Source organism: Priestia sp. Y58 (assembly GCF_029522095.1).
In the GTDB taxonomy this organism is placed as follows: domain Bacteria; phylum Bacillota; class Bacilli; order Bacillales; family Bacillaceae_H; genus Priestia; species Priestia megaterium_E.
Genome location: NZ_JAKWFL010000004.1, coordinates 49,728 through 64,570 on the forward strand (window position 1 = coordinate 49,728; position 14,843 = coordinate 64,570).

Annotated in this window: 13 protein-coding genes; 11 read left to right on the top strand and 2 right to left on the bottom strand. The window is 39.3% G+C overall.

From position 1 onward, the window contains the following. Positions 1-243 precede the first annotated feature (243 nt). From MMB68_RS13585 to MMB68_RS13605, 5 genes are all read left to right on the top strand, one after another. Positions 244-3,273 (top strand): efflux RND transporter permease subunit, encoded by a 3,030-nt coding sequence (locus MMB68_RS13585; RefSeq protein ID WP_277549023.1) that lies wholly within the window; start codon positions 244-246, stop codon positions 3,271-3,273. 119 nt (positions 3,274-3,392) lie between these two features. Further along, entirely contained in the window at positions 3,393-3,659 is a 267-nt protein-coding gene (locus MMB68_RS13590; protein WP_277549025.1) for a hypothetical protein, read from the top strand. Continuing rightward, positions 3,647-3,820, top strand: coding sequence for a Fe3+ hydroxamate ABC transporter substrate-binding protein (locus MMB68_RS13595; protein WP_221782120.1), 174 nt, complete (start codon positions 3,647-3,649; stop codon positions 3,818-3,820). The genes MMB68_RS13590 and MMB68_RS13595 overlap by 13 nt, the downstream gene beginning before the upstream one ends. A gap of 105 nt (positions 3,821-3,925) precedes the next feature. Next, positions 3,926-4,189: an autorepressor SdpR family transcription factor gene (locus MMB68_RS13600; RefSeq protein ID WP_013082079.1), complete on the top strand. Its 264-nt coding sequence runs from the start codon at positions 3,926-3,928 to the stop codon at positions 4,187-4,189. Next, the gene (locus MMB68_RS13605) at positions 4,190-4,828 is read left to right on the top strand and encodes an SdpI family protein (RefSeq protein ID WP_277549027.1); all 639 of its coding nucleotides are present in this window, start codon (positions 4,190-4,192) and stop codon (positions 4,826-4,828) included. A gap of 148 nt (positions 4,829-4,976) precedes the next feature. Here MMB68_RS13605 and MMB68_RS13610 read toward each other — a convergent pair whose 3' ends face one another. Together MMB68_RS13610 and MMB68_RS13615 are read right to left on the bottom strand one after the other, a co-directional pair. Continuing rightward, positions 4,977-5,969 carry a DUF3231 family protein gene (locus MMB68_RS13610; protein WP_277549028.1) on the bottom strand — a complete coding sequence of 331 codons (993 nt, stop codon included), beginning with the start codon at positions 5,967-5,969 and terminating at the stop codon, positions 4,977-4,979. A gap of 152 nt (positions 5,970-6,121) precedes the next feature. Then, positions 6,122-6,637, bottom strand: coding sequence for a cupin domain-containing protein (locus MMB68_RS13615; protein WP_277549030.1), 516 nt, complete (start codon positions 6,635-6,637; stop codon positions 6,122-6,124). Between the two features lie 262 nt (positions 6,638-6,899). On the opposite strand from MMB68_RS13615, the gene MMB68_RS13620 reads away from it, so the two are divergent. From MMB68_RS13620 to MMB68_RS13645, 6 genes are all read left to right on the top strand, one after another. Beyond that, entirely contained in the window at positions 6,900-7,118 is a 219-nt protein-coding gene (locus MMB68_RS13620; RefSeq protein ID WP_277549032.1) for a hypothetical protein, read from the top strand. Beyond that, positions 7,115-7,375 carry a hypothetical protein gene (locus MMB68_RS13625; protein WP_277549033.1) on the top strand — a complete coding sequence of 87 codons (261 nt, stop codon included), beginning with the start codon at positions 7,115-7,117 and terminating at the stop codon, positions 7,373-7,375. Before MMB68_RS13620 ends, MMB68_RS13625 begins: the two co-directional genes overlap by 4 nt. Before the next feature lie 282 nt (positions 7,376-7,657). Then, positions 7,658-10,189, top strand: a complete 2,532-nt coding sequence (locus tag MMB68_RS13630) for an EAL domain-containing protein (protein WP_277549035.1) — start codon at positions 7,658-7,660, stop codon at positions 10,187-10,189. Between the two features lie 57 nt (positions 10,190-10,246). After that, positions 10,247-10,891 carry a GTP cyclohydrolase I FolE gene (folE, locus tag MMB68_RS13635; RefSeq protein ID WP_277549037.1) on the top strand — a complete coding sequence of 215 codons (645 nt, stop codon included), beginning with the start codon at positions 10,247-10,249 and terminating at the stop codon, positions 10,889-10,891. Between the two features lie 48 nt (positions 10,892-10,939). After that, complete coding sequence (locus tag MMB68_RS13640; RefSeq protein WP_277549040.1) at positions 10,940-11,866, top strand: NAD(P)/FAD-dependent oxidoreductase; 927 nt, start codon at positions 10,940-10,942, stop codon at positions 11,864-11,866. Between the two features lie 525 nt (positions 11,867-12,391). Beyond that, positions 12,392-14,836: a sensor domain-containing protein gene (locus MMB68_RS13645; protein ID WP_277549042.1), complete on the top strand. Its 2,445-nt coding sequence runs from the start codon at positions 12,392-12,394 to the stop codon at positions 14,834-14,836. Positions 14,837-14,843 lie beyond the last annotated feature (7 nt).

The following is a 14,843-nucleotide window of genomic DNA, read 5'->3' on the forward strand; positions in this document are numbered from 1 at the left end:
TTCTTCTTCTTCTTTCACTTACTACATGTGGGACGCCGGGTATCGGCGTCTTTTTTTTGTGCTGTAAAGGAGCTGTTTATATAATCAAACGCATACAAATAAACGATTTTGTTCAAATAATGGAACTTTTTATAAAAATAAGTCTTTAAATGGTAAGGAACATTAGGTATAATTTAGTGGTTATTTAGCATATTTTAGAAATGTTTGACTGAGTTTGTACGAAAAAGTGAAAGGGGATATTTCATGTCATGGCTCACCAAATGGTCGTTTAAAAACAAAGCGGCTATTACCATTATGTCTATTTTAATTTTAGCTTTAGGAGTCATTAGTTATTTTACACTTCCGATGGAGTTCCTGCCGACCGCTGATCAGCCTCAAGTGTCAGTAGTGGTTATGGGGCAAGGAACAGATGCAGACTCGATGGAAAAACAAGTTACGTCACCGATTGAAGAAGCGGTAGCCGGTGTTAAAGGAAAAAGCAACGTGTATTCAACGACCGGAGACGGCTATTCCAAAATCGATATTTCATTTGAATCCAAAACGGATATGAAAGAAGCAAAAACAAACGTCCAAGAAGCGCTGTCTTCGGTGCAGCTTCCAGTCAGCGTATCAAAGCCTAATGTTATTCAATTAAATACCTCTATGATTCCCATCGCAGATATTTCACTCACATTTAAAGAAGGATTAACAAGAGACAATCTGGATCTTGCAGAGAAAAAACTGATCCCTAAATATAAAGATATTAAAGGCATTGCCAGTGTTCAAACGTATGGAACAGCGGATTCCTACGTGTCTATTAAAGTTGACAATAAAAAATTATCACAAAAGAACGTGACTATTGATAAAGTCATCAGCGTGTTAGAAGGAAAAAACACGTCGCTTGCAGTTGGAGAAAAAGTCATTAATAACAAGTCGAGCAATATCAACGTAACTGGTAAAATTGACAGCTTGGACAAAGTGAAAAAGCTGCCGGTTGCACAGAACGTAACGCTAGGCGACCTTGCAAAAGTAGAGGTGAAAAAGCCTGAAGGCGTCGTGACGCATATTAACGGAAAAGATGCACTTTTACTTATTGTTACAAAAGACAGTCACTCAAACGCCGTTAGCATCACAAAAGAAGTAAAAAAACTGTCTCAGCAAATTAATAAAGACTATAACAATGTGGACGCTTCCATATTTTTTGCAACGGGGGACAGCGTACAAAACTCTGTTCATTCCATGATGAAAGAAGTGTTGCTAGGCGCACTTTTTGCGACCGTTGTCATCATGCTGTTTTTACGCAGCGTTCGCTCTACGTTTATCACAATTGTATCCATTCCGTTATCGCTTTGCTTTACGCTTTTTTTATTATCCAAATCAGGCGTAACGCTCAATATTTTAACGCTTGGAGGAGTAGCGGTAGCGATTGGGAGATTGGTAGATGATAGCATCGTTGTTATTGAAAACATCTTCCGGAAAATGCAAAAAGAAGAGTTTTCGCTTGGACTGATTATTGATGCCACAAAAGAAGTAGGCTCTGCTATTACCGCTTCTACGTTAACGACAGTAGCTGTCTTTTTACCAATCGGCCTTGTAAATGGAGGGCTTCAGGACTTTATGCTTCCGTTTGCTCTAACGCTGACGTATTCGCTGCTGTCTTCATTAATTGTGGCGCTTACTGTTGTACCGTTAATGAGTGCGGGATTATTAAAAAATGAAAAAATTCGCAAGCACAAGCAGCCGGTTCGTTTTACAAAAGTCATTACGTGGTCGCTTAATCATAAATGGGTTGTGCTGCTGCTTTCGCTGCTTTTATTTGTCGGATCCATTGGCGCCTATACGATGATGCCTAAAGGAGCGGTTGATAACTCTTCATCTGATTTTGTAGGCACAACGTTAAGCTATCCAAATAATACGCCAATTAAAACCGTAGAAGAAAAATCACTGCAGCTTGAACGCTATATTTTAGCTCAAAAAGAAGTAAAAGAGGTATACATGCAGCTTGGCAATACGGCTGAAGGAGCCAAGTGGGGAGACGTTGGTTCACCTACTGAAGCTACGTATACGATCACCGTAAAAGATGGTGAAAACACTGATTTGCTAATGAAACGAATTCAAAATCAAAAGAAACTCTATGACGGAGGAGATCTTAGCGTCAGTGCTGCTTCATTAATGGGAGCTTCTACTACTTCCGTTACCATTGATGTAATTGGAAACGACATGAACAAGTTAGAAAAAACGGCAAGCAGCATTAAGAAAGAAATCAGCGATATAAAAGGAGTAGACAAAGTTTCTACGAACCAAGACGAAAAGAAAACCATTTACTCTTTAGACGTAGATCCAACAAAAGCAAACACGCAGCAAGTAGCGCAGCAGCTTGGCGTTATGCTGAATAAAACGCCGATTGGAGCGATAGATTTAGAAGGCAAGCAAGCAAACGTACTTCTTGAATCTGTCTTAAATCCAACGTCACCAAAAGAGCTAAAAGATATTTCTATTATGACAGAGACAGGACCGTCACCTGTTTCAAAAGTGGCTTCGCTAACGCAAGCTGAAAAGCCAACAAATCAGTTTCATAAAAATGGAGACCCATATATTCAAGTAACAGCGGATGTCAACCCAGAAAAGCTTTCAGAGATTAATAAAGACATTCAAACAACCATTTTTGGAGACGGTAAGAGTAAAGGGTTATCCATTTCAAAAGATGTGGACGTTGTAATTGGAGGAGCAAGCACTCAGCAGGGAGAAGACTTCTCTGACTTGTTCATTACAATGCTTGTGTCGATTGGCATTGTGTTCTTAATAATGGTGATTACGTTCAAAACAATCCGCACGCCGTTTGCGATTTTATTTTCGCTTCCGCTTGCTGCGATCGGTGCCGTTTTAGGGTTATTAATCAGCCGTATCCCAGTAGACGTAACAGCTTTACTTGGAGCCCTGATGCTGATTGGTATTGTTGTAACGAATGCGATTGTACTATTAGACCGCGTGAAGCAAAATGAAAAGAAAATGATTATGCGCGATGCCATTGTTGAAGCAGCCGCTACGCGTATGCGTCCAATTGTTATGACGTCTGCTGCTACGATTTGTGCGATGCTGCCGCTTTTATTTAGACAAAGCGAAAGCGGAAGCCTCGTTTCTCAAAGTCTAGCAGTCGTTGTAATCGGAGGATTGGCCGTTGCGACTCTTCTTACGCTCGTAGTCATTCCAGTTGTATATGAACTGCTTCATTTCAGAAAATCGAAAAAACAGAGAAGACAGCAAAAACAGCAGGAAAACGTAACGCCGCTATAATGTTTAAAAGAGGTTAGGACATAAGTATGTTAGATGAAGGAAGATCCGAACGATAAATCGTTCGGATTTTTTATTGCTAGAATGAACGTAGGTTTCATGTCTCTAGTTGCTTCTAACTGGTGATTGGAGGGCAAGACGAAGACTCCTGCGGGAAAAGCGGAACAGGTGAGACCCCGCAGGAGCGCAAGCGACGAGGAGGCTCACCGACCGCCCGCGGAAAGCGTAGTCTTGTATGGAAATCACCAGCGGTTCAGCACATTCCTCCCATTTATTCATCTTTAGATGGAATTGATTTGGTTACATTCCAGCTTCTTTTTTATGAAACCTTTTGGCTAGTAAAACGTATAGTTATACAAAGGGACGGAGGGATAGTATGTTCGGAATAAAAGAGCGATGTTCTGTTTGTCAAAAAGAAATTCAGCCGAATGAAGAATTATGGATGCGGATGAAGTATCCAAGTAGAAGAGGCATGACCGAAATCAAAGCTTTTCTACATCAAGAAGCGCAGTTTGTATGCATGGACTGCTTTGAAAAAACAAAAAAATGAGTCAAATGCACGTGTTCTCTTTTCAAAATATTGACATATTATACTTTATAGTTTAATATTTAGATAATTATCTAAATACTTAAATATGGTGGAGATGAACTTCAATTGAATGAAACGTTTAAAGCCTTAGCGGATCCTACTCGCAGAAAGATTTTAGAGCTGCTAAAAGAGCGGGATTTAACCGCAGGAGAAATTTCCGAGTATTTTAATATGACCAAACCAAGCATCTCAAATCATTTAAAAATCTTGAAGCAAGCGGACCTCGTTCAAGATGAAAAAAGAGGGCAGTTTGTGATTTATTCGTTAAATACAACCGTTTTTCAAGATTTAATCGGCTGGTTTTTCAGCTTTCAGAAAGGAGAGAGTTAAATGAAAAAGCACGTATTTCCTTTAGGCATTACCCTTTTCACACTAATTGCATGGCTGATTGCACTGCCGCATCTTCCAGCTACGATGCCCATTCACTGGGGAGCAAATGGAGAAGCAGACGGATTTGCCACAAAGATAAATGCAATGATTTTAACAGTAGGAATCATGGTACTTATTTATTTTGTCATCGCATTTGTTCCGCGAATTGACCCGCGTAAAGAAAATTATAAGTACTTTTCAAAAACATATAACATCCTGTTAAACGCCGTACTGCTATTATTCTTTTTTGTAAATATGAGCACTATTTTACAGGGGCTTGGCTATAACGTGCCGATGTCGTACATTGCTCCGATTATGGCTGGACTCGTTTTTATCATTATCGGAAACTACTTGCAGCGCGTGCGCTCTAACTATTTTATGGGGATTCGTACACCGTGGACATTGAGCAACGAAAACGTATGGAAAAAGACGCACCGGTTATCCGGAAAGATCTTTTTTATCGGCGGACTGCTGATTCTTATTAGCGCTTTTTTACCTGATGGATACAAGTCAGTTATCATGTGGGGTAGTATCGTTCTGTGCGTGGCGATTCCTTATTTGTATTCGTACGTGGCGTATAAAAAAGAAATGAATATGTAGTCATACCAAAAAATCCGGTGAACACACCGGATTTTTTATGGATAAAATATCAGCCGTAACGCCACCGTTCGTGTCACGCCGGCTGATGAGAATAAACAAAGCATAAAGTATGAAACGCGTTTCAGGTCAAGACGTAACGTAAAAAAACTTACATTTCTTTACGGTCGCTTGCTTCAGGCGGCTTTTCAATCCACCCGTTTTTAATCATCACTTCGCTGCAGCGCCCCGCTACTTTTAAATCCCGTAAAATACACGCTTCACAGTGCCCGACAATATCAAGCCTCATGCTGGTTGTCATTGCCGTTGCGTAGTAAGTAATGGCTACTTTAAACATTGCGCCTGCATGAAACGTCATGAGCTTTTCTGAAAAAGGCGCGTGCGTAGACGTGGTGATTTCATTATCCAAAAGCGGAGGCGTATGAAGGTTTTCTTCGTGCATGATGGAAGAATAAAGCTCAATATGCTTGTGGGCCACATCAAGACCCGTCTCCATGACTTTTCGCACGTCTTTTCGTTTGCTCACTTGTTTGAAGGCAATTAAAAGCGCTTTGGTGGCCATGCTTTTTCGTAAATTAAAATAAATATTCCCGGCTTCATTTGCGTTTAAAAGGCGCTGCTTGCCGACAAAATCAAGAGCGTAAGTCAAATCTGTGATTGGCTCTTGTTTTTTTGGGTTTGAAAAATAAGGAGCCGGCACATAAAGATTTTTTGCTAAAAGCAGGTCAAGCGACCGATTATAGATCTCCATCGCATCTAAATTGCACTGATGATAATAATCTCGAAGATCTCGGCGAACCGAAACGCTAAATGAAATGCCATACCCTGACAAGCCGTGAATCGTCATGTCATGAAGATACTTCAGCCAAAACGAGTCTGTAAAAAGCGGAGGTGCGTGCAAGTCCACATCTTCATCTGTAAATCCATTCGGCAGCGGAAAATGTTCGGCCTGAAAAATGGCAGTCAGTATCTCAATATGCCTTTCAGATAACTTTAGCGAAAAGCCAAACAGCGACCGAATCTCGGCATCCGTCACCGTTGCAAGAACGTGTTTTGCGACACAAACCGCCAGCGTATCCTGATGGTACTGCGCGCATAGACTCGTTATTTCAGTTGAAGTCAAACGCTTGCTTTCTGCGTTCAATGAGCTTTCCTCCTATCTATAAAAATGGTACTTATCTACGAAAAACAGATAAGTATAGTGTGGACAAGGTTGTGTTAAATTATTCCATGAGTAAATTGGAATCAAAATAGAAAAAGATCTGCCCGGTAAAGAGCAGATCCTTATGTATTGGTTTATTTTTTATTCATTTCTTTTTCAATTTCAGGATAAGTAATGCCGTATTTTTTAGAGACAGTAACTAAGCCGATAATTTCTTCTTCAGTAGGTGGTCCCACTTGCGGCAGAGGAGCATTTTCGGGAACGGAAGTACCGAGTTCTTTAACGAATGAATCAAAGCCGGCAGGAGAAGCAGTAAGGATAAATTCTGTTTCTTCTGGTCCGGTCACAAAGCGGTGCTGAATACCTCGAGGAGCAAAAACATAATCCCCCGCTTTTGCTTCAATTATTTCTTCTCCTACGTAAAAAATCATGGAGCCGCGCTTTACATAAAACGTTTCGTCTTCATGTTCGTGAAGGTGAAGCGGGGGACCTTGGTTTGCTGGTTTCACTACGTGCGCCACGGCGTAAGCTCCGTTTGTATCTTCACCTGATACAAGAAGCGTTACTTTTTCATCAAGAAAATGAAATGTGTTTTGATCGTGTGGTGTACGGTGAAAAGCGTTTGTTAGCTGATTATGAGTTGTTTTCATCCTTTTATCTCCTTAAAAAACATATTTTGAGATTATTGTATACTAATATGAACGTTTTGTGTGCAAAATAATAGTTAAAAAGAATTATTTATTTACATATATTATACTTTTGTAGTTCTATTGTTGTTGATAGGGGACGCTAAATGGGATTTTTATCCAATTTATACACTAAGAATTTCCTCTATCTATTTTCCAAAACCACCCAATATGCTAGCATAAATATAGACTCGTTAAATGGATAAGGTGTAAAAGGAGAGTTTTTATGAAGTTTTTTAAAGATGCATCAACACAGGAGCATCGAAATTGGAATAAAGCTGTGTCAGCAGGTTTTTATATACTTTTATTGCTGCTGTTTGTGAACATAATAATGTATGCCTATAATGGGGCCGAGTTAGTGTCGTCATTTTCGATGTTTTGGACAGGGATTATTGTGACGTTTGGCTATCAGTTTATTTTAAATCGAAAAAGTGAGAAAAAATGAAAAAACAGCCTTGGTATCGTTCAGAAAAATTTCTCATGCTACTGTGCTTTTTTGCACCACCTATTGGTTATATAGCGGTGGTAGTGAATAAGAAAAAGCTAAGCCGAGAACAGTGGCTGAGTAACTTAACGGTAGCCACTATTATCATGTCCATATGGCTGCTGAAGTTTTTACCTCATCAGTGGGGAACGATTATTTTATTCACGGGCGTGGGAATCTATTGGTATCACCGAATATTGAAGAAGTTTAAGAAATAGCAGTTGAGATAAAGAAAGTTAAATTTTCCCCCTTTGATATTTTTAAAAAAGAAGTTAAAATATTATAGTAATACAAATTTGTTCTACCCATGTAAATAAAAGTATGTATTTAATATATTTGATGATTAGTTAAGAATAGAGCCAACCAAAGCGGTTGGTTTTTTGCATGAGTTCATTCTTTTTTTTTGTAGAAATTGAAGAATAGTATCCGATGTAAAGCTAGAGCATATAGGCAGGTTTTAAAACTGTCGGATCAGTTCTTTAAACAGGAGGCCATCACTAGTGTCGATAAAGAAAAAGTTGTCCGTATTCTTTACTTTGCTGGTATTGTGTATTCTACTAGCGAATAACACCTTGCACTACATTCGATCAAAAAATAGATTAACAGAGTTTAATCAAAGGGAAATCACGCTGGTCACAGAAGAAATTGCGTACGAAGTCGAAAATTCTAAAAATAGTGCTTCCTATATGGAAGATCGGATGGCACAGGAATTACGAACGGCTTCGATTGCGATTCAACAGTCTTTGCCTGCTGATTACCATGACATCAGCAATGATGAGTTAAAACGATTAGCTGAAAAACTGATGGTATCTCACATTACGTTATTAGCTCCTGTAGGAGATGATATTATAGGCGTGAAATCTTCTGATCCTAAAGAGATTAATATGTCTACAAAAGAGTGGGGCTACTGGTATACATCTTTTCAGCAGCTTCTTTCACAGCAGCCGGTTACTACCAAAAAAGGATTTGCTTTATCTCACTTTTGGAGCGGGCCGATTGAAATAGCTTCCAGCAACCCTAATCACATTGACAAATGGGGTTATTATTACGACGGGTCTACTAATTACATTATTGATCCTTATTTTCGAGATCGGCACGTACTGGATTTTGAAAAAAGGTTTGGTCCTACGAACGTGATGAACCGTTTTACGGAAAATCTTGAAGGCGTTCTCGAACTAACGGCTTTTAACCCGAAAAATTTCGGGAAAAGAAATCAAAACGTATATTTAAACGGCAATAAATATATTAGAATAAAAGATCAGCCGATTTGGTACGGTACATACACGTATCGAAATACCGAACGTGATAAAAAGTCCATTCAAAAGGCCTTAAAAACGGGAAAATCACAAAGCTATACTGCTGAAATTAACGATAAAAAAGTATTAAAAACATTGGTACCGATTAAAGAAAAAAACTCTCCAGCTTACGTGATAGGTGTAGTGTATGACTACGGGCTTATTAAAAAAGAGCTGCAGCAAGAATTAATCAAACATTTACTGCTGTCTCTTCCGTTTATCTTTATTGTTCTTGTTATCAGCTTTGTCTTCTCCACATCCATTACGCGGCCAATTAAACATATTATGGAGCACGTAAATCAAATCGCCAAAGGCAATTTTGGCAAGGTGCTGAATGTAAGAAGAAAAGATGAGCTGGGAGGACTTGTAGCAAACATCAACCACCTTTCTCACTTTTTAAAAACATATGTGGACGATTTAAAAAAGAGTCAGGAAGAAAGTGAGTACCATGCCTACCACGACTTTTTGACAGGATTGCCAAACAGAAGATATTTTAAAGAAGAATTAAACAGGCGCTTAATCGAGTCGAAGGAAAAGTCCATTCGTCACGTAGCCGTGTTATTTATGGATATAGACCGGTTTAAAGATATTAATGATACGCTAGGGCATTCAAAAGGAGATCAGCTTATACAGCTGATAGCCAACCGTATTAAAGATTGTCTGCCTCCTGCTAACAGCTTTCTTACAAGGCAAGGAGGAGACGAGCTTGTCATTTTATTCAGCGATTTTACGCCGGAAGAAGTTGAAGGTATCACCGAGAAGATCATGGCGTATGTTCAACAGCCCTGCTACATTGACAATGATGAAGTGTTTGTCAGTATTAGCAGCGGGTTAAGCTTTTATCCGGAGCACTCTACGAATTTGGACACGCTTATTACGTATGCAGATGTTGCCATGTATGCTTCAAAAAGACAAGGCGGCAGTAAAGTAAGTATTTATCATGATTCGTTAAATCAAAAACAAGCTGAAAAAGTTCACATCGAAACGCGCTTGCGAAAAGCAATTCAAAAAGGTGACATTGACGTTTACTATCAGCCGAAAATAGAAGCGAAGCGCAACGTAATCACCGGCGTAGAAGCATTAGTTCGCTGGAATGACGCAGAGCTTGGATTTGTTTCTCCAGAAGCGTTTATTCCTATAGCAGAAGAAGCAGGTTTGATTCAGTCTCTATGGGAAGTTGTCATGAAGAAAGCTTGTGCTCAAGTCAGCAAATGGAACAAGGATCGAAACGAAAAAATGACGCTAGCGGTTAACTTTTCTCCGCGGCAATTCCAGGATCCGATTGTATTGGTTAATGAAATACAGCACTTTCTTTCGCTCCATAGATTTGATCCCACATGGTTTGAAATGGAAATTACGGAAAGTACATTGTTGATGAACGCGGAAGAAACGATTAAAGCTTTACATCTGTTAAAGAAATATGGTATATCAATTTCTATCGATGATTTTGGAACCGGATATTCTTCATTGAGTTATTTGAAAAAATTACCAATTGATTGTTTGAAAATCGACCGGTCTTTTATCCAGGATATTCAAGAAGATTACAGCAACAGTGAAATTGCTCAGGCGATTATCAGCTTATCTCAAAGCTTAAAGCTGCAGGTAATCGCAGAAGGTGTAGAAGAAGAATATCAAAAAGCGTTTTTAATGAAAAATGGCTGTGATCACATGCAGGGGTACTTGTTTAGCAAGCCACTTGCTGCAGAAGATTTTGAAGCAGCGTTTTTAAATAGCTGAAGCAAAACCATCATTTAAAAATAAACTTACTAAGAAAAGGGAAGAGGACATAAAAAGATGGCACTTAGTACACAAAATTTAATTGCTCAAAAATTTTTAGAAACAGTAGGCACGAATTCAACTGAAATAGATAAAAAAATAGGTCAAGCTGACACATTTATGAATGCGGTGAAAGAACTGATTGATTTATGTGGAGATAATCCGGAAAGAGACGGCCTTGAAGAGACGCCGTACCGCGTGTTAAAGGCATTTTTAGAATACACGGAAGGCTATCGTGAAGACCCGAAAACTCATTTGGAAAAAACATTTGATGTGAATCACAATGAACTGGTATTGATACGCGACATTGAATTTCACTCAATGTGTGAACACCACTTTGCACCGTTCTTTGGCGTTGCCCACGTTGGGTATATACCGGATAAAAAAATTACAGGTTTATCTAAAATTGCTCGTACGGTAGAAGGATACGCAAAGAGATTTCAAGTTCAAGAACGCCTAACAAATGAAATTGCAGATGCAATCGAAGAAGTGTTAGAGCCAAAAGGAGTTATGGTGATTATTGAAGCGAAGCATATGTGCATGTGTGGAAGAGGAATTAAAAAATCTTCAGCTTCTACAGCCACTTCATCCGTTCGAGGCACATTTATGGAAAAACCAGAGGTTCGAGGAGAATTTTTATCTCTTTTACAGCGACAAATGTAAAGAAACAAAAAGCCATATAAGCTGAGAAGCAGAAGCGAGGTGAGCTGTATGCAACATGTTGACGTACTGATTATTGGCGGAGGACCCGCTGGAATCTCTGCTGCCGTGTGGTGTAAAAGGCTAGGCGTTGAGTGCTTGCTTCTTGAAGAGCAGGCACAGTTAGGCGGACAGCTGTTTACGATTTATAATGAGATTATTGATTATCCCGGAATACAAGCGGAAAATGGAATTGAGATGCAGCGTAAAATGGTTCAGCATTTTATCGATATGGACTGCTTATATGAAGCGAATACAAAAGTAATTTCCATTGACGAACGTTCTAAAACAGTAAAAGTAAAGCAGCACGAAACAGAAAAAGAAATTAGCTATACGTATCTTATTTTAGCAACGGGCTCTAGTCAGCGAAAGCTGGGAGTGCCGGGTGAGCAGCAAATGATTGACCGAGGAGAAGTGTATTCAGCTTCAGCAGACGGAGAACGGTTAAAAGGTAAAAGAGTTGCTCTCATTGGCGGAGGAGACCGGGCTTTTGAAGGAGCACATCTTTTAGTATCAAAAGCAAAAGAAGTATATCTGATTCATCGTTCTACGCATTTTAAAGCAAGAGAGCAATACGTTGAAAAAGTTCTTTCCGACCCCGGTGTTAAAGTGATGACAGACACGGAAGTGACGGCTATCCACGGAAAGCATCACGTCACATCGATCGATTTAAAGAGTAAAAACAGTGAAAGTAAAAACCTATCAGTAGACGCAGTGCTGATCAGACTAGGCGTAGCGCCCAATGTTGAACTTATTAAAGAAAAAGTCACCACTACACAAAGCGGACTCATCGTCATCAATGAAGTGCATCAAAGCAGCAACCCGGCTATTTATGCCATTGGAGACGCGTGCACGACTCCCTTGTTTTCTAGTATCAGCTCTTCAGCCGGTCAAGGAGCGATTGTAGCCAAGCATGTATCGAGTCTTTTGAATGATTGATAATATAAAAAAAGCATCTATCAAATCGATAGATGCTTTTTTACGTAACATAGTAGAAAAAACATAGCAGAAGTACGTTCACAGGCAGACAAATCGTTTGGAAAAAAGCAATGTAGTTTTTAGGCGCAGCGCTGATTCTTTTTACCAGTATACACTCGGTGATGAAATTAAAAAGAACGATGATGCAAGACACCAGTATATACGCCCAGACGTTCTGCTGAAACAAACGAGTAAAAAGAGGCGAGAAAAGAAGTAGAAAAGCAGCGGTTTGAAAAGAACCTCTAGAAAATAAATTATGTTTTTTAGCACTGTGAGTCAAATAATCCCTCCTTTACATGTTTTATTTTACCAAACAAAAAAGCCTTAAAAAATACCTTTGGATATATTTTCCTGATACGTTCCTCATTTCGGGAAAATAAAGTAAAATATATGTCAAATATAGCTTATAATAGTATAAAAGAAATAGATAAAAGGAGGCGCCATGAGATCTTGCCAGATAAAAACACGGAGAAGGAGCAGTCGATCATGATCATGAAACATCTTGATCGTTTGAATACGCAGCTTTTAAAAGAATACAGTGAAGGTATTTTTTTTATCAACTGTGAAGGCGATATCATGTTTAGCAACGAAGCAGCCTTCAAGCTAACAGGAAACGAGCACAAACAAAAAAGCCAGCAGCTGACAGCTCTTATACATAAGTCGAAACAACAGCAGGCACAAGAACTTTTTCAACGTGCTTTAAAAGGGGAAAAAGTTCATTTTTCAACGACAATCAATCACAAAACAAAAAAAGAACTTCATTTATATATTACGCTCATTCCTATTATCATAAGTGAGCAAGTAGCGGGAGTCTACGCCGTGTGCCGAGATGATTCAAAAGAACAGGAGCGCTCCAATCACATTTCTCAATTAGAGACGCATTTGAAAATGGAGCAAAAGCTTGCGAATGTAGGAAGCTGGTATTACGATGTGGCGGAAGATAAAAGCTATTGGTCGCCTCAGCTGCATAATATTTGCGGATTAAATCCTAATCAGCTCTTTACTCCTTCTTTAAAAGAAGTTCTTCAATTAATCAACAGCTGTGATCAAAAAAGGTTAGAAAAAGCAGTTATGGAGGCACTTTCAACGGGAGAAAGCTATAACATTGAATACACGCTGATACGGCCAAACGGTGAAGAACGTACGGTGTTTGAGCAAGCGGATGCACTAGTAGATGAGCAAGGAAACGTCATACAGCTAATTGGCGTTGTTCATGATATTACGGAATCGAAAGTGATTACAAACGAATTAAAGCAAAAAGAACATCAGTTTCAAACGATTTATAACAATTTGGATACCGGAATATGGTCCGTTGATGTGCAAAGCAATAAAGTGATTGTATGCTCCAGTGGTGTGAGCAACATTTACGGAGAAGATGCGATTAAATTTTTAGAAGATAGAGATCTGTGGGAAAGCTTTATTCATCCTGAAGATAAACCAGCTGTGGTCAAATCGCAGCATCAGCTGCAAAAAGGAAAAACGATTCGCCAGCAGTATCGGATCTACACAAAAGCGGGAGAGATGAAATGGGTAAAAGATCGATGTATTCCCACGCTTGACGAAAATGGAGAACTAGTGCGCATAGATGGCATCATTGAAGATATCACCGCAGAAAAAAAGTACATGGATCAAGTTGAATATCTTGCGACTCATGATCATGTGACAAACTTACCAAATCGAAGAAAGTTTGAAAAAGAATTAAAAAATTTCATTCGGCAAATGAAAAAAGAAAGAGATTCATTAGCGGTTTTTTATCTAGGATTGAATCGCTTCAAGCATATTAACGATACATTAGGACACGACGTAGGCGATCGCCTGCTGCAGTCTATCGCCAATCGGTTAAAAAAGTTCGTTACGCCAGATGTGATGCTAGCTAGAGTAGGAGAAGACGAGCTTGCGATTTGTTTTTTATCTCTTGCACACATAAATGAATGTCAAAAGCTAGCTGCTGCTATTTTTCAAGAAATTGAAAAAGAAATTACGATTGACGACTTTTCTCTGTACGTCACAGCCAGTATAGGAATCAGCATCTACCCGCATGATGGTGAAGATGTGAAGACCTTATTGACGAATGCCAACCTTGCTATGCGCCGTGCCAAAGAAATCGGGCGAAGCGACTGGCAGCTGTATTCGCCGTTAATGGACAGCGAGACGTATAAAAGCTATCATCTGGAAAAAGGACTGCGCAACGCACTTCTTCAAGATGAGTTTTTTATTGAATATCAGCCAAAGGTTCATACAAACAGCAGAGAGATTGATAGCATCGAAGCGTTAATTCGCTGGAATCACCCGGAATGGGGACGCGTATCACCAGAAGACTTTATTCCATTAGCGGAAGAAACTCATTTAATTATTGAACTCGGCGACTGGGTAATTAATCATGTGTGCAAGCAGCTGCAGCAGTGGAAGAATCAAGGGTTACAAACCGTGCCCGTTTCGATTAACGTCTCGTCTAAACATTTGCTGAAACGAGGATTTGTAGAGCACGTTCAACAAACGTTAGCTCGTTACAACATCGCCCCTTCATTCATTGAATTTGAAGTGACGGAAAGCTCTATTATTCAGTATGAAGAACACGTAAAAAAAGTCATGGACGAATTAAAGAAAATTGGCGTAACGTTTGCTTTAGATGATTTTGGCACCGGCTTTTCTTCGTTAGCACATTTAAAAGACTTCGAATTTAACACGCTTAAAATCGATAAAACGTTTATTCAACACGCGACTGATAAAGGAAAGCAGCAGGCGATTACAAAAAGCATTTTGTACTTAGCTCATGCTCTTAACATGAAAGTGATCGCAGAAGGCGTTGAAACAAAAGAGCAGCTTGAATTTTTACAAAAGCACGAATGTTCCTTTATTCAAGGCTATATCGTCAGTCAGCCGGCTGCTCCTCAAATAATCGCCGAATACTTAAAGAGGCGATTTCTATAAAAAAAGT

Coding starts and splice junctions, on each gene's coding strand:
- MMB68_RS13585 (WP_277549023.1), top strand. CDS start 244: ATGTCATGGCTCACCAAATGGTCGTTTAAAAACAAAGCGGCTATTACC.
- MMB68_RS13595 (WP_221782120.1), top strand. CDS start 3,647: ATGTTCGGAATAAAAGAGCGATGTTCTGTTTGTCAAAAAGAAATTCAG.
- MMB68_RS13605 (WP_277549027.1), top strand. CDS start 4,190: ATGAAAAAGCACGTATTTCCTTTAGGCATTACCCTTTTCACACTAATT.
- MMB68_RS13615 (WP_277549030.1), bottom strand. CDS start 6,637: ATGAAAACAACTCATAATCAGCTAACAAACGCTTTTCACCGTACACCA.
- MMB68_RS13620 (WP_277549032.1), top strand. CDS start 6,900: ATGAAGTTTTTTAAAGATGCATCAACACAGGAGCATCGAAATTGGAAT.
- MMB68_RS13625 (WP_277549033.1), top strand. CDS start 7,115: ATGAAAAAACAGCCTTGGTATCGTTCAGAAAAATTTCTCATGCTACTG.
- folE (WP_277549037.1), top strand. CDS start 10,247: ATGGCACTTAGTACACAAAATTTAATTGCTCAAAAATTTTTAGAAACA.
- MMB68_RS13640 (WP_277549040.1), top strand. CDS start 10,940: ATGCAACATGTTGACGTACTGATTATTGGCGGAGGACCCGCTGGAATC.
- MMB68_RS13645 (WP_277549042.1), top strand. CDS start 12,392: ATGATCATGAAACATCTTGATCGTTTGAATACGCAGCTTTTAAAAGAA.